At 35.4% G+C, this 21,172-nt stretch carries 17 protein-coding genes; 5 read left to right on the top strand and 12 right to left on the bottom strand.

Annotation, left to right across the window (positions count from 1 at the left end; all coding sequences use genetic code 11):
• Positions 1-6: 6 nt before the first annotated feature.
• The gene (thrS, locus tag Q8S25_RS07825; RefSeq protein ID WP_305536491.1) at positions 7-1,944 is read right to left on the bottom strand and encodes a threonine--tRNA ligase; all 1,938 of its coding nucleotides are present in this window, start codon (positions 1,942-1,944) and stop codon (positions 7-9) included.
• A gap of 106 nt (positions 1,945-2,050) precedes the next feature.
• Here thrS and Q8S25_RS07820 point away from each other — a divergent pair, with 106 nt between their 5' ends.
• On the top strand, positions 2,051-3,166 hold the full coding sequence (locus Q8S25_RS07820; protein ID WP_305536489.1) for a hypothetical protein: 1,116 nt from the start codon (positions 2,051-2,053) through the stop codon (positions 3,164-3,166).
• Here Q8S25_RS07820 and Q8S25_RS07815 read toward each other — a convergent pair.
• Positions 3,163-5,520, bottom strand: coding sequence for a TonB-dependent receptor (locus tag Q8S25_RS07815; RefSeq protein ID WP_305536487.1), 2,358 nt, complete (start codon positions 5,518-5,520; stop codon positions 3,163-3,165). The genes Q8S25_RS07820 and Q8S25_RS07815 overlap by 4 nt on opposite strands.
• Positions 5,521-5,561: 41 nt before the next feature.
• Positions 5,562-6,137 (bottom strand): DUF3347 domain-containing protein, encoded by a 576-nt coding sequence (locus Q8S25_RS07810; RefSeq protein ID WP_305536485.1) that lies wholly within the window; start codon positions 6,135-6,137, stop codon positions 5,562-5,564.
• Between the two features lie 84 nt (positions 6,138-6,221).
• Between Q8S25_RS07810 and Q8S25_RS07805 the strand changes: the two genes are divergently transcribed.
• On the top strand, positions 6,222-8,183 hold the full coding sequence (locus tag Q8S25_RS07805; protein ID WP_305536483.1) for an ABC-F family ATP-binding cassette domain-containing protein: 1,962 nt from the start codon (positions 6,222-6,224) through the stop codon (positions 8,181-8,183).
• A gap of 7 nt (positions 8,184-8,190) precedes the next feature.
• On the opposite strand, the gene Q8S25_RS07800 is transcribed toward Q8S25_RS07805, so the two are convergent.
• The 6 genes from Q8S25_RS07800 to rpsO all read right to left on the bottom strand — a co-directional run bounded on the left by Q8S25_RS07800 (position 8,191) and on the right by rpsO (position 13,913).
• On the bottom strand, positions 8,191-8,853 hold the full coding sequence (locus Q8S25_RS07800; RefSeq protein ID WP_295185392.1) for a YdeI/OmpD-associated family protein: 663 nt from the start codon (positions 8,851-8,853) through the stop codon (positions 8,191-8,193).
• A gap of 51 nt (positions 8,854-8,904) precedes the next feature.
• Entirely contained in the window at positions 8,905-9,711 is an 807-nt protein-coding gene (locus Q8S25_RS07795) for a M48 family metallopeptidase (protein ID WP_305536481.1), read from the bottom strand.
• A 24-nt stretch (positions 9,712-9,735) separates the two neighbouring features.
• A complete protein-coding gene (plsY, locus tag Q8S25_RS07790) occupies positions 9,736-10,380 on the bottom strand; it encodes a glycerol-3-phosphate 1-O-acyltransferase PlsY (protein WP_295236877.1) in 645 nt (214 codons plus the stop codon).
• Between the two features lie 70 nt (positions 10,381-10,450).
• Positions 10,451-11,278: a 50S ribosomal protein L11 methyltransferase gene (prmA, locus tag Q8S25_RS07785; protein ID WP_305536479.1), complete on the bottom strand. Its 828-nt coding sequence runs from the start codon at positions 11,276-11,278 to the stop codon at positions 10,451-10,453.
• Between the two features lie 64 nt (positions 11,279-11,342).
• The gene (gene pnp, locus Q8S25_RS07780; RefSeq protein WP_305536477.1) at positions 11,343-13,499 is read right to left on the bottom strand and encodes a polyribonucleotide nucleotidyltransferase; all 2,157 of its coding nucleotides are present in this window, start codon (positions 13,497-13,499) and stop codon (positions 11,343-11,345) included.
• A gap of 141 nt (positions 13,500-13,640) precedes the next feature.
• A complete protein-coding gene (gene rpsO / locus Q8S25_RS07775; protein ID WP_295185404.1) occupies positions 13,641-13,913 on the bottom strand; it encodes a 30S ribosomal protein S15 in 273 nt (90 codons plus the stop codon).
• A gap of 235 nt (positions 13,914-14,148) precedes the next feature.
• Between rpsO and Q8S25_RS07770 the strand changes: the two genes are divergently transcribed.
• The 3 genes from Q8S25_RS07770 to Q8S25_RS07760 are packed head-to-tail and all read left to right on the top strand — an operon-like array spanning position 14,149 to position 17,956.
• Positions 14,149-15,051, top strand: coding sequence for a ribonuclease Z (locus tag Q8S25_RS07770; protein ID WP_305536474.1), 903 nt, complete (start codon positions 14,149-14,151; stop codon positions 15,049-15,051).
• The gene (locus tag Q8S25_RS07765; protein ID WP_305536473.1) at positions 15,048-17,324 is read left to right on the top strand and encodes a tetratricopeptide repeat protein; all 2,277 of its coding nucleotides are present in this window, start codon (positions 15,048-15,050) and stop codon (positions 17,322-17,324) included. The genes Q8S25_RS07770 and Q8S25_RS07765 overlap by 4 nt, the downstream gene beginning before the upstream one ends.
• Positions 17,324-17,956: a response regulator transcription factor gene (locus Q8S25_RS07760; RefSeq protein WP_305536471.1), complete on the top strand. Its 633-nt coding sequence runs from the start codon at positions 17,324-17,326 to the stop codon at positions 17,954-17,956. Before Q8S25_RS07765 ends, Q8S25_RS07760 begins: the two co-directional genes overlap by 1 nt.
• Here the strand turns inward: Q8S25_RS07760 and Q8S25_RS07755 are convergent, their stop codons facing one another.
• From Q8S25_RS07755 to Q8S25_RS07745, 3 genes are all read right to left on the bottom strand, one after another.
• Positions 17,957-19,288 carry an alpha-L-fucosidase gene (locus tag Q8S25_RS07755; RefSeq protein WP_305536469.1) on the bottom strand — a complete coding sequence of 444 codons (1,332 nt, stop codon included), beginning with the start codon at positions 19,286-19,288 and terminating at the stop codon, positions 17,957-17,959. It abuts the gene before it with no gap.
• Complete coding sequence (locus Q8S25_RS07750; protein WP_305536467.1) at positions 19,285-20,421, bottom strand: alpha/beta hydrolase; 1,137 nt, start codon at positions 20,419-20,421, stop codon at positions 19,285-19,287. Before Q8S25_RS07750 ends, Q8S25_RS07755 begins: the two co-directional genes overlap by 4 nt.
• 72 nt (positions 20,422-20,493) lie before the next feature.
• A complete protein-coding gene (locus tag Q8S25_RS07745; protein ID WP_305536465.1) occupies positions 20,494-21,123 on the bottom strand; it encodes an outer membrane lipoprotein carrier protein LolA in 630 nt (209 codons plus the stop codon).
• Between the last annotated feature and the right edge of the window lie 49 nt (positions 21,124-21,172).

The raw sequence follows: 21,172 nt of genomic DNA, 5'->3' as shown, positions 1-21,172 counted from the left end.
TCCTTACTAATCGCCGGATTTACGTTCTAGGATTTCCTCTTTAATTGTTTCAATAAATGAATTCAATGCAACAGTACCCATATCACCCTTACCTTGCCTACGAATTGCCAGCTGACCTTCATTCATTTCTTTTTCTCCAATAACCAGCATATAAGGGACTTTCATCAATTCGGTATCTCTGATTTTTTTACCTATTTTTTCGCTTCTGTCATCTATTTCTACCCTTACCCCTGCTTTCTTCAACGCCTTATAAACTTCCTGCGCATAACCCATGAACTTATCACTAATAGGAAGAATTTTAGCCTGCAACGGAGCCAACCATACCGGAAACTTACCTGCATAATGTTCCAATAAAAACCCAATAAACCTTTCATGCGTTCCCAAAGGTGCTCTATGAATAATCAATGGAATTTCTGCTTCGTTGTGTTGATTGGTGTAGGCTAATTCGAATTTTCTTCCTGAGTTGAAATCAACTTGATTGGTAGCCAACGTAAATTCTTTTCCAATTGTGCTCCAAATTTGCACATCTATTTTTGGTCCATAAAACGCAGCTTCGTCTTGCACTTCAACAAATGGAGTATTGGTTTCAACTAAAACTTTGCGAACCATATCTTCAGTTTCCTTCCACAGCTCAGGCTCATTCACATATTTCTGGCCTAATTTAGCAGGATCGTGCAAACTCAATCTCATTACATATTTATCTATGCCAAATATGCCAAAATATTTAAGGTACATTTCGTTCACCGCCTTAAACTCTTGTGCAAATTGTTCCCTATTACAATAGATATGCGCATCATTCATATGCAAACATCTTACGCGCATTAATCCAAACAACTCACCGCTTTGCTCATATCTATAACATGTTCCATACTCTGCAATTCGGTATGGTAAATCTTTATAACTTTTAGGCTCAGCTCCAAAAATTTTATGGTGATGCGGGCAGTTCATTGCTTTTAAATAGTACTTGGTTCCATCTAATTCCATAGGTGGAAACATACTATCTGCATAATAAGGCAAATGCCCACTTGTTAAATACATGCTTTCCTTAGCTATATGTGGCGTTACCACACGCTTATATCCAGCTGCTTCTTCTGTTTCTTTTGCTAATTTTTCTAACTCTTCAATAATCACCGTTCCGTTTGGCATCCATAAAGGCAAGCCTGGACCCACATCATCGTCCATGGTGAAAATACTTAATTCTCTTCCTAGTTTACGATGGTCTCTTTTTTTTGCCTCTTCTAACATTAGCAAATACTCATCCATCTCTTTTTGTGTAGGGAATGTTACACCATAAATTCTGGTTAACATTTTATTCTTTTCATCTCCCTTCCAATAAGCGCCAGCAATACTGGTTAGCTTAATAGACTTAATGAATCCGGTATGTGGAATATGTGGCCCTCTACATAAATCGGTGAATTGACCTTGTGTATAAAAGCTGATTTCACCGTCTGTTAAATTAGCCAATAAGTCTAATTTATATTCATCTCCTTTTTCTGTAAAGTAGGCTATAGCTTCTGCTTTCGCTTTTTGTTCTCTTATATATTGGCTATTCTTTTTAGCCAACTCAATCATCTTTTTCTCTATAGTTAATAAATCGTCTTCTGTAATTTTTTTATCAGCTAAATCTATATCATAGTAAAACCCTTTATCTAAAGCTGGTCCTACCCAAAACTTAACCCCTGGAAAAATAGATTCCACTGCTTCTGCCATTAAGTGTGCAGAAGAGTGCCAAAAAGTATTTTTTCCCGCATCATCATCCCAAGTCAAAAATTTAACCGTTGCGTCTTCCGTTATAGGCAAGCTGGCATCTACTACTTTATTATTAACACTTGCCACCAACACTTTTCTGGCCAACCCTTCGCTAATTGATTTTGCAATATCCATTGCCGACACTCCTTGTTCGAACTGGCGTACTGCTCCATCCGGAAAACTAATACTAATCATAAATTGTTTCAATCTTTAATTTCTGAATGCAAAGGTAGCAAATAGGCAGCCGTATTGAACAAAACCTTAACTGTTTTTTATCAGGTGTACCATGTAAATTTGCTAAATGAGGTTGGTTTTTACGCTATCTGCTTTTTTAATGCTTTCGCTTTGCTCATCTGCTCAAAAAATTACGGGCATCTGGAGGGGCTATTTTAGTTCTAGTAATGGGCTATACCGGGAAGGCATTCAGGAAGAAATGTATAAGTATGAAATTCAAATTGACCAGCAACCCAACAATGGATTGAAAGGTGTTACTTATTCCTACAAGAGTACTGTATTTTATGGAAAAGCCTCTTTTCAAGGTATTTACAATGTAAAAACTAAAACCATCATCCTAAAAGAGAACAGCTTAATTGATCTTAAAATTGGAGATAAAAGCGAACCTTGCTTAATGACCTGTTATTTAGATTATTCTAAAATGGGAAAGCTAGAAGTGTTACAAGGCACATTTATTTCAATAAATATAAAAGACAAGGGCGATTGCGGAAATGGTAAAATTTACTTAGAACGAGTTCCAGATTCTGATTTTGAAAAAGAAGCTTTCTTATCTAAGAAAAATAGTTCTCCCAACAAATCGGCAACCAAAAAAGTAACCAAGCCAATTGCACCTAACCCTAAACCATCCATCACCAACAAGCCCCAAGCGCTTGCAAATAAAATAACACCGAAAGTACCCAATATTAAACCTACCAAACCTTCTACAAAAGATCTGGTACAAGAACAAAACAATACTAAAGTTGAAGAGCCACCTGTTCAACCGTATATAAAAAGAGAACATGTTGAAACTCAGGGAAGAGAAAAAAGAGCTCTCCCAGTTCCAAAAGTATTACAAGAGAGAGAAAATAAATTGGTTAAAACCATTATAGTAGACGAAGAAAACATTCAAGTAGACTTATTTGACAATGGAACTATTGACAATGATACCATTAGTGTATTTCACAACAATAAGCAAATTATTAAACACGGAAGACTAGCTTTTAACCCCATTTCTATTAAGATTAAATGCAGCACTGAAGATAATTTACACGAGTTAGTGGTGGTTGCCGAGAACTTAGGAGAAATACCACCCAATACTGCTTTGATGGTAATTACTGCCGGTAAAAAAAGATATGAAGTATTCTTAACTTCTAATGAAAGTAGGAACGCCAAAGTAGTGATTGAATTTATTCCCAAGCACTAAAATTTCAGGTTCCAAGTAACCGAAGGTAAAACCGGAAACAAGGAAACTTGTTTTGCAGATACATTTAGTGTGCCATTAGCAGCAGATCCCTCTTGATCAAAATATAAAAAATAAGGATTGGCCCTGCTGTAAGCATTGTATAAACTAAATACCCAATTGGTAGTGTACTTTCTTTCTTTTTTAGGCTTAGGCGTATACGTTGCTGCAATATCCATCCGATGGTATGCCCGCATTCTATAAGCATTAATTCCACTATATTGTTGAGACAGCACCCCTCCTATAAAATAGAATCGCTCTGGCACTGAAATAGCATTACCTGTTCCATAAACAAATACCCCAGCTATTTTCCACTTGTCATTAATTGTATAATTGGCCACAACAGAAAGGTCATGTCTTCTATCGTATCTACTTGGATATTTTTGTCCTTGGTTTAAATCAGGAAATTTTCTCCAAGTCCAACCCAAAGTGTATCCTATCCATCCAGTTAACCTGCCCTTCACCTTATTAATAAAAAATTCTGCACCATAACTCCAACCTCTCCCAAAAACAAATTCTTCTTCAGGATCTTTTAAAGAAGGCGTATATCCTTCTCTATATTCAATCTGATTTTCCATTGTTTTATAGTATACCTCTAATGAAGTTTCAAACATCCCATTATTAAAATTTTTGAAATAACCGGCAGCATACTGCCAACTTAACTGTGGCTTCACTCGAAGTGTGCTAGGCACCCAAAGATCAGTGGGCAATGAAGACCCAGCATTCGTAACAAGATGAATATATTGTAAGTTTCTCGTGACCCCTGCTTTTAGTGAACTTGTTTCGTCCAGTGTATACCTTAAGGTTGCTCGTGGCTCTAATCCCCCATATTGCTGAACTATTTGCCCCGAACCATATACCGTACTATCTAACTTATTACCATTATTATCTCTTGTATAATTGGTATACTTGCCCGTCTGTTGAAATAAACTGTACCTCAAGCCAAGATTCAATTTAAGCTTTGAATTGATTTCCCAATCGTCTTGTAAATAGACCGCCCATTCCCTTGCAAATTTCTTACTTGCATTATTGGGGGTAAAAACTACACTGTCTTGGTTTCCGCTAACAATATTGGGTAAGAATGTGTGGTGAGTAAATTGTACGCCAAACTTTAATTTATGCTCGGGGCTTGCATAATAATCAAAATCTGTTTTAGCAGTTAAATCTCTAATTCCAGAAGAAAGATTGATATTGAAATCGTTTTGCGCCCCATTTAAATTAAAGTGGTAGTCGTTGTAAACCAATGTAGTGTTTGAAAATAATTTTTTATTGAAAACATGGTTCCATCGTACGGTAGAAGTAGCGTTACCCCAATCAATTAATGTTTTAAATGATCGTGCTGCATTATTGAAATTGAATTTATCTCTTCCAAAATATCCACTAATGTACAAATGATCTTTCTCTGAAATTTGAAAGTTCATCTTCGCATTCAAATCGTAGAAATAATAACCTGACCCATAAAAATCGCTCGACTTACTAATTAATGGTTTAGTAATGGCGTCTATATAAGTTCTTCTAGCTGAAACAATAAAAGAAGACTTTTTGCTTTTTATAGGCCCTTGAATGGAGAATCTAGAAGCAATCAAACCAATACCTGCATCTACTTGGGTTTTATTGTTATTCCCTTCTTTCATGGCAATGTCTACTACAGAGGATAATCTTCCACCATATTGTGCAGGCATGCCTCCTTTTATTAAGCTTACATTTTTAATGGCATCTGAATTAAACACTGAAAAGAATCCGAAGAGATGCCCTGTATTGTAAACAACCGCATCGTCTAATAAAATTAAGTTTTGATCAGGGCCACCTCCTCTTACATAAAAGCCCGCATTTCCTTCACCAGCGTTTCTTACACCTGGCATGAGTTGTAAGGTTTTTAAAATATCTACTTCACCCAAAAAAGCAGGTAATGCTTTTGCGGTGTTAACAGACAATTCCATTTTGCCCATTTGAGCCGTCTTCACATTATTGTCCCTTCTTCTTGCACTAACGGTTACATCTTGCAATACTATTGCCGAGTTGGGTAATAATTGAATGAGTTGCTCGGTATTATTAATTAAGTCTAGGTCTAATTCTTTGGTTTGATAACCAATATAACTGCAGGTTAATTGGTACTTACCTTTGGTTAAAGTGATAGAGAAGAAGCCAAAATTGTTACTAGTAACTGTTTTTCCCGACCCCTTTACTACAATATTAGCCCCAATAAGGGTCTCGCCCGAAAGCCCATCTTTGATATATCCATTCAAGGTTACTTTTTCTTGCCCTAATCCAACCAATACCCAATGCAGAAGGAAAGCTAACAGATACCATTTTCTCATAGTGATTTAACAATTGGATGTTTGAATGGTTCGTAACAATACTATTTTAGAAAAAAGTTTAAAGTGTCTTTTACTTCGCCACATTCCAACATGGTTTTGGGTAAGTATGGATTTTGTATATCGGCAGAATTGCTTAACCAGGTTGCTCCATTGTTTTCCATGGCCATTGGGCAATATTGGTTGTAAATAATTTCGTAATCGTACTGCACTGTTTGAATTAATACCAATAGTTGTTCTCCAATCATTTGAAAAGCTTTGCGCTTTTCTTCTATATCTGTCTCTCCTTTTAATCCCTTTAATTCAGCAAGAATGGATTCAATGAGTAGTTGGGCAGCTTTTTGTGTAGAATCCGATTTTACTTGTTTAATTGGAATTACTACAATTAATTTGGTCAAACTATCGGCAGCAGCATCAATTGCGGTTATTTGCTCATTAATAAATGCATCTTTTAAATTGTAATAACTATGTAAGAAAAGGCTGAACTGGCTATTGAAAACATCAGAATTGGCACTTTCCTTAGTATTATTATATACAATTGATACTTTTTCTTCTTTTAGTAGGTTTTCGCCACATGCAGCAAATAGAACCAGTAAGAGACCTAAACCGAAATTTTTCATTTACGCTTATTTTCAAACAAATTTAAAGCAATTTCATTTGGGAGCCCTTTCCAATTACCTTTGCACGCAAAATAAAGACCTGCAATGCTGATTGGATTTCAAAATGTAACATTCGAATTTGGTGCAAGAGTAATAGTAGCAGATGCTACCTGGCATATTCAACCCGGAGATAGAATAGGATTAGTGGGTTATAATGGAACAGGAAAGTCTACCTTATTAAAGGTATTAGTAGGTGAATATACCCCATCAAAAGGTACTGTTGAAAAAAGCAGGGAAACAACTATTGGCTATTTACACCAAGACCTATTGAGTTTTGACACCAATGAAAATATTACTGAAGTAGCATTAGGTGCTTTTGAAAGAGTTAGAGCTGTAGAAAAAGAAATTGAGCAACTGGGAATTGAATTAGAGAAAAATCCTGAAGACGAAGACTTATTAATTAAGTACACCGATAGTTTGCATGAATTAGATGTTTTAGATGGGTATAATATTCATCATAAAGCGGAAGAGGTATTACATGGCTTAGGTTTTTCTAATGAAGACTTGGTTAAGCCTTACAAACAATTTAGTGGAGGTTGGAGAATGCGGGTTTTATTGGCAAAAATGATTTTGCAACAGCCCGATGTATTGTTGATGGATGAACCCACCAACCACTTAGATTTACCCTCCATTGAATGGCTAGAGAAGTACTTAATTCATTACAAAGGAAGCGTGGTAATAGTGAGTCACGACAAATTCTTTCTGAATAGAATGGTAAATAAAATTGTAGAACTTTATCAACAAGAACTACATATTTATTCCGGCAATTATGAGTTTTATGAAACAGAGAAGGAAATAAGAATTGAAATGCAGCAAAAGGCATTTGAAAATCAACAAGATTATATTCGTCAGCAGGAAAGATTCATAGAACGATTTAAAGCAAAAGCAAGTAAAGCAGCTCAAGCGCAGAGTGTTCAAAAAAGATTAGATAAGTTAGACAAAATTGAAGACGTTCAATTGGAAAGACCCAATATGCGCATCAATTTTCAATTAGAAAAAGTGCCAGGTAAAATATTGGTGACACTTAAAGAAGTAACCAAGAGTTTTGGCAATCTTACTATTGTAGAAAATGCATCTGCAGAAATTGAAAGAGGTGATAAAATTGCCCTGATTGGAGCAAACGGTAAGGGTAAGTCTACCCTTTTAAGAATGATTGCTGGAACTGAGCAATTTAGTGGTGAAAGAATATGGGGGCACAACGTAGAAGAAAGTTTTTATGCACAGCACCAACTAGAAGCACTCACCATGACCAATAATATTCTTGAAGAGTTGCAAAGTTGTGGTAGCAAAAAAAATGATGTTGAACTAAGAAGTTTATTGGGTTCATTTTTATTTAGTGGTGAAGACGTTGATAAAAAAATACGGGTATTAAGTGGGGGCGAAAAAGCCAGGGTTGCATTGGCCAAAACCATTGTAAGTAGAGGTAACTTTTTAATATTGGATGAACCTACTAACCACTTAGATATGCATTCGGTAGAGTTATTAGCCGAGGCATTAAACAAATATGAGGGTTCTTATATTTTGGTAAGCCACGACCGTTATTTTATTTCTAAAACCGCCAACAAAATATGGGAAATTGTTGATCATCAGATAAAAGAATTCAAAGGTACTTACCAAGAATGGGTTGAGTGGAACGAACGAATGGAAAAGCAACGAAAAGCCAATGTTGGGGAGAATAAAGAATTAGCCAAACCTGTTGTTAAAAAAGAACCAGTTAAGGCAGCTGAACCAGTTGTTAAAAACGCACAACCAATTAATAAAGAATTGCAAAAGGAACTTCAAAAGCAACAAAGAAGATTAAGTCAAATTGAAGAATCTTTAAGCAAAGCTCAAGATGAGCAAAAGAAAATTGAAGTAGAAATGGGGAACCCTGCTACTTATACCAATAAGCATCAGTTTGCTGAATTGGAAATCACTTACAAAACGGTAAAAGATAAAATTAGTGCTCTAAATAAAGAATATGAACAAGTTTTTGAACAAGTAATGGAATTGGAAGCTAAACAATAAGCTCCATTTACTTTTCAGAAGGATTGCTTTTACCTGCTAATAATTTTTCTAATGCAGTTTCAAGCCTTCTTTTTCTGGTCTCTTCTTTTTTTGCACCTTCAATCCAAGTAACATACTCTTTTTGATTCGTGAAAGAAAGGGAAGTAAAGAACTCTTTGGCTTCTTCGTGGGTAGTAAATAATCGATCCAATTCAACTGGTGCTTTAACCAATCTTTTTTCAAAATCTACTCCATTCACTGCCAGCTTGGCTTCTGAAAAATTTCTTTCTTTATTGGGTATTTGGTCGGTCTTCTTAAAACGCATAGCACTCCAAACATGGTCTAGTGCAACTTGACGAACACACTCGAAATTTTGAGCAGTTAAACATTCCCAGCTACAGTCTCTATTTAAGTCGCTGGCAATTTTACTGGTCTTTTTAGGGTAAGCAATCCATAATTTGCTTTCATTATGCAAAGCAGGAATCACTTCTTTTAATAAGTTTTTTAATTGCTGTTCACTCAATGCAAAAACCAACGCGAAATCAACTTTCTTACTCCTTAACAAGGGGGTAATATTCTTAGCATATGTTAGTTTGGCAAACTGTTTTTCTACTGAAGAAGGTAAACCCTGAATAAGGAGATTCTTCTCGTCCTTTAATTGAAGTTTTTCGAGTAGCGTTTGATTCGACATGCCTTAAAGGAGTTTTATAAATGCAATTAAAGTTGCAAAGTTAAAAAATTGTTATGACTTTTTATAGTAATTCTGAATGGTACTGGCCATAATTTTTTCAAGGGCAGCCATTCTTTCCGCATCACTTGGGTGCGTACTCAATATCGAATTGGTATTTCCACCACCTGCTACAGCAGACATTCTTTTCCAAAAGGATAAAGCTTCTCTAGGATCAAAACCGGCTAAAGCAGAAAACATTAATCCAAATCGGTCGGCTTCTAATTCATTACTTCTACTAAATGCTGGCATAACAGTGCCGGATGCAATTCCATAAGATGCATTAAAAATATCTTGGGTTAATTGTGGCTTATTAGACAATGCAATAGACATTCCTGCCCCTAATCCTTGTTGTAGTAAACCTTGACTCATCCTTTCACTTCCATGTCTAGCCAACGCATGAGCAATTTCATGACCCATTACCACAGCCAACCCTGCTTCATTTTGGGTAACGGGCAATATACCTGTATAAACCACGATTTTTCCGCCAGGCATGCACCAAGCATTCATTTGCTTGTCGCTTACCAAATTTATATCCCAGGTATATCCTTCTAATTCATTAGATAAACCCTTTTGCTGATAATATTTTTTTATTGCCGTTACAATCCGGTCTCCTACCCGTTTCACCATAACAGCTTCCGCAGTTCCGGAAACAACTTTATTGGTATTTAAAAATGATCTGTATTGACTCACTGCCAATGATTGGGCTTCAGATTCTGGAACCAAAGTCAATTGCTTTCTACCTGTGATGGCATTTCTTTGACAAGCAATGGCTACAACAATGATTGCTACAAACGTTACCGATTGAATAATCTTTTTCATGTAAAAATTTAAGTACAACAACAATTACTTTCTACGTCTTTCCTTATCCCTTGATCTAAATAAAGGGATTTTACTCTCTGTACCTTTTAAAATTCTTCCAATGTTTTTTTGATGGGTCAGTATCACCATTAAAGCAACCAATACCGCAAAAATGCGATATAATGTTTCTTTCTCATTAAAAATGAATAGAATAAATACCATGAATGAAACACCAGCTAAAATGGAGCTTAGTGATACAAATCTGGTTAAATATAATACGATTAAAAATACACCTACACAACAGAGTGCCACTAATGGTTGAATGGCAACGGCCATTCCTAATAGAGTGGCAACGCCCTTTCCGCCTCTGAACCCTGCCCAAATTGGAAATATATGACCTAGCACTGCAGCCAGCCCCAATCCAATCATAAAATTGGTTCTATCCCACTCGTCGGTTAAATAATAAGGTAGTAAAATATATAATGAAGTTGCAATGATTCCTTTTAGCACATCTACCATCATTACAAAAGTTCCCCATTTAGAACCGAGTACCCTAAATGTATTGGTAGCACCAGCATTGCCACTACCATAATCTCTTATGTCAATTTTGAAAAAATACTTGCTAATCCAAACGGCTGTTGGCACAGAACCTATTAAATAAGCCAACAAAATCAATATAACTTCGTTCATGTACGTATTTATTGGGGGCACAAAGATAAACAATTATCTAAGTTAATAATTTCTTAACACAAAAACGAACCTATTTAACCGAAAATTGTATGGCTACCCACCCATCTTTGGTCATTGTTTGTTCATGTTTAAAACCATGTTTCTTACACAATTCAATCATATCTAGTTCATCGCTAATTAAAAGCCCACTTAATATCAAAATTCCATCTTGGTTAATTATTTGTGGAAACAATAACATATTAGCTTCTAGAATATGTCGGTTAATATTTGCAATCACAATATCATATTGGTTGGTGATAGCAATGGTATCAGACAATGCAAGATGAATATTTTTACAATTATTTACCTGCACATTTTCTCCTGCGTTCTCAATACACCATGGGTCGTTGTCTACTCCCATCACTAGCGCAGCTCCAAGCTTTTCAGCTAAAATGGCCAGAATTCCTGTTCCAGTTCCAAAATCAAAAACTTTTTTTGCTTTAAAGTTGATGGGCTCCATCAATTTCATAACAGAATAGGTAGTTCCATGATGCCCTGTGCCAAAACTCATTTTAGGTGTAATAATTAATTCATGTTTTACTCCTTTAATGGGTTCGTGAAATGAAGCCCTTACACCAACAAACTGGTCTACCTGCATTGGACTAAAATTAGACTCCCACAATATATTCCAGTTCTGTTTTTCTATAGTATTAATACTTGCAACTAACTCATATGGAGTTAGTAAGTTGGTAAGCGCCTGTTGATTAAATTCATCTGCAGAAATATAGGCTTTTAGTTGATGGGTTTCTTCTAAGAACCCATCATATCCTATTTCTGCTAATTGAGCAATCAATATTTCAGACAGCTCTTCTGGCTGATTGCTAATTGGAATAATCACTTCTTGGTATTGTTGCGTCATAGCTGTTATTTAAAATATCAATGGCCCGTAATCGGGCCATTGAATTACAAAATATACTTAAAGTTTATCCTTCATTAGTAGGATTATTTTCTCTAGGTTTTTGTTCTGGTCTTGGCATTAATGCTTTACGGCTTAATTTAAATTTACCAGTCTTTGGATCAAGACCAACCAATTTAACTTTTACCATATCGCCTTCTTTAAACAATCCATCCATAGACTCAAGACGGCTCCAGCTAATTTCGCTGATATGCAATAAACCCTGCTTGCCTGGCATAAATTCTACAAATGCACCAAACTCTTTAATCCCTTTGATAGGACCTTCGTAAACATCTCCCACTTCAGGAACAGCAGTAATACTGCGAACCCAATTCACTGCCTTATCCAAGCTTTCTTTTGAAGCTGAGAAAATGCTTACTTCTCCAGTATTACCTACTTCTTCAATATTTACAGTAGCTCCAGTTTCACGCTGAATTTCTTGAATCACTTTTCCACCTGGTCCTATTACAGCACCAATGAACTCTTTGTCAATTATTAACTTAACCATTCTTGGAGCATGTGGTTTCACTTCTGCTCTATGTGATGGAATGCAATCGTACATGGCATCTAAAATATGTAATCTACCAGCACGTGCTTGTGATAAAGCTTCCATCATCACTTCCATGCTAAGACCATCTACTTTAATATCCATTTGCACGCCACAGATTCCATCTCTGGTTCCGGTAACTTTAAAATCCATATCGCCTAAATGATCTTCATCACCTAAGATATCGGTCAGGATTGCATATTTACCGTCTTCACGCGTAATTAAACCCATTGCAACACCACTTACATGCTTTGGAACAGGAACTCCTGCATCCATTAAAGCCAATGAACCAGCACAAACGGTAGCCATTGAGGATGAACCATTACTTTCTAAAATATCACTCACAATTCTAACTGTGTAAGCAAACTCTGTAGAAGATGGCATCATTTGTTTTAAAGAACGCTGAGCTAAATTACCATGACCTACTTCTCTTCTACCTACACCGCGCATCATTTTAACTTCACCTGTAGAAAACGGTGGGAAATTATAGTGTAAGAAGAATTTAGAATATTCAGATTTTGCAGCTGTTTCAGACAATAACTCATCTAATTTAGTTCCGAAAGTAACCGTTGTAAGTGATTGAGTTTCACCTCTTGTGAATAAAGCAGAACCGTGTGGAGTGGGAAGTGGTTCCACTTCCATTGCCAATGGTCTTACCTCGTCTAATTTACGTCCGTCTAATCTAATACGATCTTCTAATATCATATTTCTAACTACTTCCCACTTAAGATCTTCGTAGTATTTCTTTGCTAATTTTTTCTGCAAATCGGTAACGTCTTCAGGCAAACTAGCCATGATTTCGTCTTTTAATGCACTGTATGCATCAGAGCGCTCATGCTTAGCAGAACCCTTTCTAGAAATTTCATAAACACGACCCTTTGCAAAATTGTAAACCAATTCCTTGATTTGCTCATCTTGTTCTGGTTTCTTATAATCGCGCTTAGTTGTAACACCAGCCTTCGCTCTTAACTCTGCTTGTGCTTTAATTTGAATTCGAATAGCATCGTGCGCTATTTCTAGTGCTTTAACTAAATCTGCTTCAGCACATTCTTTTGCTTCCCCTTCTACCATCATCAAATTCTTCTCGGTAGCGGCAATTAAAAATTCTAAGTCTGAATTAGCTAGTTCAGTTCTGGTTGGGTTAATAATGAACTGACCGTTTACTCTGGCAATTCTTACTTCAGAAATAATTTCTTTAATTGGAATATCTGAAACAGCCAATGCAGCTGATGCAGCTAAGCAAGCTAATGAATCAGGTAAAATATCTGCATCGCTAGAAATAAGACTCACTAGAACTTGAACATCACATAAATAATCTTCAGGAAACAATGGTCTTAATGCGCGGTCTATTAAACGACTGGTTAATATTTCATAATCGTTTAATCGAGCTTCTCTTTTAAAAAATGATCCTGGAACACGTCCTGCAGAAGCAAATTTTTCTTGATAGTCTACGCTTAAAGGGAAGAAATCTTGCCCATCTTTAGGGTCTTTATTAGCTACTACTGTAGCCATGATAATACAGTTCCCTTGTTGAACAGTTACTGCTCCGTCTGCTTGACGAGCTAATTTACCTGTTCCAAGAGTTACCTGACGTTTTTCGTCTAGGCTAAATTGAACACTTATTGGTTGTGATAACATAATCTTTTATATGAATCGATTGGAAGCAATTAGGCTTCCATCAATGGTTTGAAAGGCTGATTGTAAGATACAGGATAAAACAACTATTCCCAACTACAATAAAATGTGAGTTGGGAATGGTTTTATAACATGACTGAAGAATTATTTTCTCAGACCTAATTTCTCAATTAGCGCACGGTATCCGCTTAAGTTATGCTTTTGCATGTAAGCCAATAAGCGCTTACGCTGACCAACCATCATCATCAATCCACGTTGGGTAGAATGATCGTGCTTGTTAGCTTGTAAGTGCTTTGAAATATGGGCAATACGCTCAGTTAAAATAGCAACTTGCGCTTCAATAGAACCTGTGTTGCTTGCTTTTCCACCAAATTCAGCAAAAATGCTGGCTTTTCTTTCTGTAGTTAAATAAGGCATCTCTAAGTTTTTAAATAGACTCCGGAATTAGACTCTTTCTTTTTTTTCGGTGCAAAAGTACCATTTTTCCTTAAAAAATACAAATTATCTACATTTTTTTAGTTAATACGAAAGAAAAGACTAGGATTCCCAATTGAGGCATGTTGTTTGATATAAATTAGCCTAGTTATGCAGCATAAAAAATATTAATTTGTCTTATCTTCAACTATTATAAATAAATCATTATTAACTCTTTATGTTCGCGGTAACTATTTTAGGGAATAATTCAGCATTACCAGCCTACGATCGTCATCCTAGTGCACAGATAGTTACCATTAACGATCAACTATTGCTAATTGATTGTGGCGAAGGCACTCAGATGCAGCTTTCGAGGTATAAAATACGAAGGGGGAAATTAAACCATATATTCATTTCGCACTTACACGGAGACCATTATTTTGGACTCATTGGCTTAATTAGTAGCATGGCTTTGTTAAATAGAGAACAACCACTTCATCTTTTTGCACCTCCCGGATTAGAGGAAATCATTTCCCTCCAATTAAAAGTTGCTTCAACTACCCTACCCTACGAACTGGTTTTTCATTCATTAAACAAGGAGGAACTCATATTAGACACCCCCAAGTTTTCTGTAGAGACTTTTCATACTCAACACCGTATTCCATGCTGGGGCTTTCTAATTAAAGAAAAAAAACATCCTAGAAAATTAGACAAGGAAAAAGCCATCAACTTTAATATTCCATCTGCTTTTTATCCCTCTTTAAAAATGGGGTACGACTATACAGCAAAAGATGGCTCAGTAGTATATAACGACCAAGTTACCCTACCGAATGTACGTGCAAAAAGTTATGCTTATTGCGCAGATACCATTTATGATGAAAGGCTAATTGAAATTGCCAAAGAAGTAACAATGATTTACCATGAAGCTACTTATTTAAATGGCATGGAAGAAAGAGCTGCTGCCAGATTTCATTCTACTACATCTCAAGCAGCAACCATTGCTTTAAATGCGAATGCTGGAGGATTATTGCTTGGTCATTTTAGTAGCAAATTTGAAGAGTTACACGACTATTTAAAAGAAGCGCTAGAAGTATTTCCTAAAACCCAATTAGCCATAGAGGGTGTTACTTTTAGAATATGATACCAATTTTTATAAGGCCATTAGCTTTATTCGTTTTTTTATTTTTTTGTTGCACCAACAACAATTTTGCTCAATATCAAAAAGAAATTGATAGCCTTAAAAAAATAATTCCTGCTGCTATTAAAGACACCAAACAATTAAATAACCTTGCTCAACTCGCTTTTTATTATTCTTTTATTGATTCTGCTAATACTTTTTTCAATGCCAACCTAGTTAGCAATTATGCTAATTCTTTTTCTTATAAACCAGGAACTGCTGCAGCTCTTAGAGCTAAAGCCAATTATTTTATTATAAAAAGAGTTCCACAAAAAGCCATCCCTTACTTAAATCAAGAAGCCCTTATTTGGCAGCAAATTAAAAGGCCAAAAGAAATGGCTGCCAATTATACCATGACAGGGCAAGCATTCTCCCTATCGGGTAATTTTGAAGAGTCAGCAAATAATTTTAATAAAGCGGAATCAATTTATAAGAAATTGAATGACCAAAAAGCTTTAAGTGTTTTGTATCATAATGCTGGCGCAATGTTTACCGAAAAGACAGAACCGAAACTTGCTTTGGTTTATTTAATTAAGTCTCTGGAAATACAAGAATTATTAAACGACACAAAAACGATTGGCGCAACACAAAATAATATTGGCCGACTTTTTTATCAAACCAAAAACTACCCAAAAGCAATTGAATATTTCAACAAAGCCATTAAAGCCAATTACCTATCTCAAGATTGGAGAAATTTAGGCATAGCATATGTGAATATTGCCAATGTTTATGTTGACTTAAACGATTACCCAAAAGCAATTGAAGAACTCAATAAAAGCTTAGGTTACTTTAATAAAGTAGATTTTAAACGAGGAATGCAAGTGGTCTACAATAATATGGGCGCCATGAATATTAGACAGCAAAATTATGAAGCTGCCATTCCGCTTTTAAAAAAAGGATTAGAGCTTGCCAACTTAAATCAGTCTAAGGCTGGCGTTGCATTAATTGAACAAAATATTGGCTTCTCTTTATCAGGGCTAAAGCAATATCAACAAGCACTTGAATGGTTTGAAAAAGCAGAAAAAACAGCCATAGATACCAAGGCCGACGATTATAGTTTTGGAGAAATTTACAATCACCGATCATCTTTAGATTCCGCAATGGGTAATTACCAAAGTGCCTTGGTCTATAGAACCAAGTATATGCGAATCAACGAAAAATTCATGGGTGATAAAGTAATAAAAGAAGTAAATGAATTACAAACCAAATACGAAACACAGAAAAAAGAGTATGCAATTGCCAACCAACAATTGGCAATTAATCAGAGTCTTTTTAAAATAGCCGAACAAAAATTAAAATTAGCTGATGCCAATTTGCAAATCATTACCGATAGTTTATTACTAACTGAGCAAAACAAACAATTGCTACAAGCAAAACTTGATTCTAGTTTTAAAGAAGAGAAAATACTTAGGCTTGCAGAACAGAATAGAATTAAAGAGCTTGAAGTAAGTAGAAAAAATAATCAGATTATAATTGTTTTAATTAGCATGGGCTTTTTATCGCTTGCAATATATTTTGTTTATAAAAGAAATAAATCCATTCAAGAAAAAGCCTATCAAAAGAAGCTATTAGAACAACAAAAAAATGCAGCAATAGCTGTGATAGATTCTGAAGAGAAAGAACGCAAACGAATTGCAAGTGATTTACATGATGGAGTAGGTCAAATAATGTCTGCCGCTTGGATGAATTTGCAAGCATTGAAAAATCAAATTAGCAGCTTAAATTCCGTCGAATCTGAATTATTAGATAAATCATTGGCGCTTGTAAATGAAAGCTGTAATGAAGTTAGACAAGTAAGTCATAATATGATGCCAAACGCTTTATTGCTCAAAGGATTGGTTAAAGCTGTTCAAGAATTTATAGGACAAATAAACCAAAGAAATCTAAAAATTAATTTAACTACTGAAGGTCTTTCGGATTGCTTGCCATCTCATATTGAAACCGTTTTGTATAGGGTTATTCAGGAAAGTGTAAATAACGTAATAAAACATGCGCAGGCGAGTAAGTTAGATATTTCAATCATTAAGTCAACCGACGGTATTGATGTAATGATTGAAGACAATGGGATTGGATTTAATATAAATCAAACAAATAAAAGTGCAGGAATAGGCTTATCTAATATTAAGTCTAGAATTCAATACCTTGAAGGTACCGTAGAATGGAACACTAGTGAAAACAATGGCACATTAGTAGCTATCTTTATTCCATTAACCCAACAATATTCCAATAATTTATAATGATATATATTGGCATTATAGATGATCACCAAATTGTTATTGACGGCTTAACGGCACTACTCAATAATCAGTGCGACATTTCAATTGTATGTACTGCCAATAATGGTAAAGAAATGTTAGCCCTGTTAGCGGATAACAAAATTGACGTTTTACTTACTGATGTAATGATGCCGCAGATGAACGGGCTTGAATTAGCTGAATTGGTCAGTATCATGTACCCTTCTACAAAAATTATAGCACTGAGTATGAATGGAGAAGGAGTTATTATTGATCAATTAATCAATAAAGCTTCTATCAGTGGATATTTATTAAAACAGTCGAATGCAAATGAATTGGTTTTGGCCATTAAAAAAATTGCCAATGGTGGGCAGTATTTTCCCGAAAGTATACTTGATGCTTTAGAAGCCCATTCATCTAATAAAAATATTGTAGAAGCAGCCCATTTAACTCAACGTGAAATTGAAGTGATTAGCTTAATGGAAAAAGATTTCTCCAACAAACAAATTGCCGACAACCTCAATATTGCAGTTAGGACGGTAGAAACTCACCGAAAAAATATTTTTCGTAAAACAGGTACCAATAATTTACTCTCATTGGTTAAATGGGCCTACGAACACAAACTACTTTCTTAATTAAAATGCTTTTGCTCTTTTTAATATTGGCAATCCTTTTGCTTCATTAATTACAATTGACAATTCAGTTGCTTGAACAGGATTGGGTAATAGTATAATGCGTTTATTACCAACAGTGGTAATGGTTTCTTGAAAAACCTGTTCACCATTTAAAGATAAACTGATGTTGGCGGATGCAATTTTTTGTCCATATTTTAAATCTTCCTCTAAAATGATTCCTTTAATGGTTGCTGGAGATTTTAACATGTAATACCATGTACTATTCTTATTAGGATTGTTCTTGTCTGGCCCAGCTTCATTTAATGCAGCATTCTTAAATAGATCCACCCTTTCAATTTGATCTATTTTAGATTTTAATCCCTTTAAAGAAACTATATCATTTTCATGAATTAAGCCTCGAGCGTCTGGAGGAACATTCAATAATAAATTGGCACCTCTTCCAACGGATTCAAGGTAAATTTTAAACAATTGATCGGCTGTTTTTACTTTTTCATTCTCCGCATTTCTATGAAACCAACCTGGTCGAATACTCACATCTACCTCTGCGGGAATATAATGTTGACCTTTGTAATTACCCTTCCCCAAAGTGTCCTGATGGGGGGCACCATGTCCTCTTTTAAACCCAGCCGTATATAATAAATTCCAATTGGTTTTACCTGCATATCCGCTTTCATTACCAACCCACCTTATATCTGGGCCAATATCACTGAAAATAATGGTTTGCGGGGATAACTTTCTAACAAGCTGTTCGTAACGCTTCCAATCATACACTTGCAATTTCCCGTTAGGGCCCTCGCCATTTGCACCATCCCACCATAACTCCCAAATAGGGCCATATTGTTGAAAAATCTCTTGAAGCATATTTACAAATACGTCATTGTATTTATCTGTACCATAGTCCGGATGGTTTCTATCCCATGGAGATAAATAAACACCAAATAACAATCCTGCTTTTTTACACGAAGCAGCAAGTTCAGCCAAAATATCTCTTTTAAAACCGCTCTCGCGAACCGTATGGGTAGAAAATTTACTTGGCCACAAACAAAAACCATCGTGATGCTTTGCGGTAATAATAATGCCTTTAGCACCAGACTCTTTAGCTACTTTGCACCATTGGTCAGTATTTAATTGGGTAGGATTAAAAACCGCTGTCTTTTCTTTACCATCTCCCCATTCTTTGCCCGTGAATGTGTTGGGGCCAAAATGCATGAAAAAATAATAATTGTTCTTATGCCATTTCAATTGCGCATTTGTGGGTAAAGGATTTCTATTTTGTGCATCTATATGAGCAAAAAAAAGCAGCTGTAAAACAGCAAAGATTAGTTTATTCATTCTTTCCAATTATTAGCCATCCAAATATAGAATGCAGGAAATTCTTGTCTCCAATATTTTTCGCTATGTTGTCCTATCGGATTAACTACAGTTCTAATTTGTGATTGTTTTTTCTTTTGCAATATAGCTGCTATCTTTTGCATATCTGATATAGAGTTAGCCTCTTCTTTACCACCAGTATAAAAATAAAACCTGAGCATTTCCATCCCATCCCATTTTTCTGCGTCTACCGCAATTTGTGGCGAAATCCAAAAAGAAGGTGAAAACACAGCAGCTCCTCCAAATACAGTTGGGTACTTTAATTGGGCATACCAACTTATTAAGCCTCCCATACTGCTGCCAGCCAAATAGGTATAATCTCTACCCTTTCTAGTTCGGTATTTGCTATCTATAAATGGCTTTAGCGTTTGTGCTACAAAATCTACATATTCATTACCCATCCCCTTTCCATACTGAAAATGGTCATAAGGATTGTATTCATTAATTCTTTTGTCTAAACCGTTGTCTATGCCAACAACGATGCATTCTTTTTGCAATTTTTGTTGCAAACTGTCTAAACATTCATCAACTCCCCACTCTTCTGCATAAGCTGTTTTTTCATTGAATAAATTTTGACCATCGTGCATATATAAAACAGGATAGTTCTTACCCGTAGTTTGGTAATTTTTGGGCAAATAAATCCAGATACGTCTTTTCTTATTCAACTGAGGAATAGAAAAAGCGGTATCTAAAATGCGAACCTGTGGACTAGCCGTGTATTGTTTGGGTTTTTCTGGATAATCATCCTTAAAGCCAGCAATAGTGTATTCATTGCTTACATCTCCATTTACTTCTAGAATTCTATCTGAGATATCTCTTCCATCTGCTGTAGACTCTAACTTATTTGCTCCTCTCGAAAACTTAAAAGCATAAGTACCTGCTGCCAAATTAATTAAAACAATGCTTTTTCTTCCACCACTAAATGGCTTCAATTTATATTGAGGATCTTGCGGATTCCAATTATTGAAAGTTCCTGTTAAATAAATATCCTCATTGCTTCGGGTTGCTATATTAGTGACTACAAACCTTGCACTAAATTGTGCCATTATATTTCCAGAACCAATTAAGGCTATAAATAATAGTACCGTTCTCATAGCTTAAAAATAAGCAAAATAAAAGCCCCTCTAAATAATTAGAAGGGCTTAATAAAAAAAATATAAAATGAATTAGTCTAGAATTTCAACGTCTTTTGGATAATTGGCTTTATTAAATACAAACAGGATATCAGCCAGCTTAGCACTTAAGTTTATATTACTTACTCCTAACTCAGTAATATTATTGCTTTTATCTAAAATAGACGCTTTTGAAAGTACACTTGTCTTTTTATTGAAAAATAAAGTCACTTTTTGGAAATTTTTTCTTTTGTCTAATGGCACCATTTCAATTTCATTGAAATTACCCTTTGTATTGGTGAGTTTATAAGAGAAATCTTTATCATACGAGCCAGCCAACAATTTTTGAGGACTCAAAGTTTGGCTGTTTTCTTCTACAGCAGACTTGGTAATCGTTTTAGCCCCGTCAAAATTATATACATTTTTGCCGTCACATATTATTTCGGTTTTCCCCTGCTTTAATAAATATTTTTCTCCTCGCATTGAAAGAGATAATGATTTTGTTCCATTCGCTTTACCCTTACTGTTGAAAGACTTTAATGAGAAGGAGGCTGTAATTCCCTTTGATGCCTTTACTTTTGACCCAAAAGCATCTATTACTTTTTTTGCTGCGGGATCATTCTGGGCATTAGTAAACAAAAAAGAACAAAAAATAAAAATACTAGCTATGTAAAATTTCTGCATGTTTCCGTATTAGGGTGCAAATATACACTTTCGACTGATTTTGGGTAAT

It is taken from the genome of Sediminibacterium sp. (assembly GCF_030695065.1).
GTDB lineage: Bacteria > Bacteroidota > Bacteroidia > Chitinophagales > Chitinophagaceae > Sediminibacterium.
The sequence above is the reverse complement of the archived record's forward strand: the minus strand, read 5'-3'. Positions and strand labels throughout refer to the sequence as shown.